Genomic DNA, 770 nt, shown 5'->3' with positions numbered 1-770 from the left:
CCCGACAGCTCGGTGAGGTACTCGGTCAGCTCGTCCTTGGTGTTGCGCCAGGTGAAGTACGTGTACGACTGCTGGAAGCCGATCGCGCCGAGCGTGTGCATCATCGCGGGCCGGGTGAACGCCTCGGCCAGGAAGATCACGTCCGGGTCGGTGCGGTTGATGTCCGCGATGACCTGCTCCCAGAAGACGACCGGCTTGGTGTGCGGGTTGTCGACGCGGAAGATCCGGACGCCGTGGCCCATCCAGAAACGCAGCAGCCGCACGCACTCGGCGATCAGCCCGGGCATGTCCTCGTCGAAGGCGATCGGGTAGATGTCCTGGTACTTCTTTGGCGGGTTCTCCGCGTACGCGATCGTCCCGTCCGCCCGGTGATGGAACCACTCCGGATGCTTCTGCACCCACGGATGGTCGGGGGAGCACTGGAGCGCGAAGTCGAGGGCGATCTCCATACCCTCGCGCTCCGCCCGGCGTACGAACGCGTCGAAGTCGTCGATCGTGCCGAGATCCGGGTGGATCGCGTCGTGCCCGCCCTCCGGGGAGCCGATCGCCCAGGGCACACCGACGTCGTACGGGCCCGCGGAGAGCGTGTTGTCGGGGCCCTTGCGGTAGGTGGCGCCGATGGGGTGGATCGGCGGCAGGTAGACGACGTCGAAGCCCATCGCGGCGATGGCGGGCAGGCGTTCGGCGGCGGTACGGAACGTGCCGTGGACCGGCGGGTCGAGCCGTCCGCTCTCCGAGCGCGGGAAGAACTCGTACCACGCGCCGTACAG

The 770-nt window shown here is 68.1% G+C and carries 1 protein-coding gene; it reads right to left on the bottom strand.

All coding sequences use genetic code 11. The features are described 5' to 3' along the window. Positions 1 to 770: alpha-amylase family glycosyl hydrolase (locus tag ACX28W_RS44000; protein WP_459005707.1), on the bottom strand; the 770-nt coding region annotated here is incomplete at both ends.

It is taken from the genome of Streptomyces sp. SD15 (genome assembly GCF_054462255.1).
The sequence above is the reverse complement of the archived record's forward strand: the minus strand, read 5'-3'. Positions and strand labels throughout refer to the sequence as shown.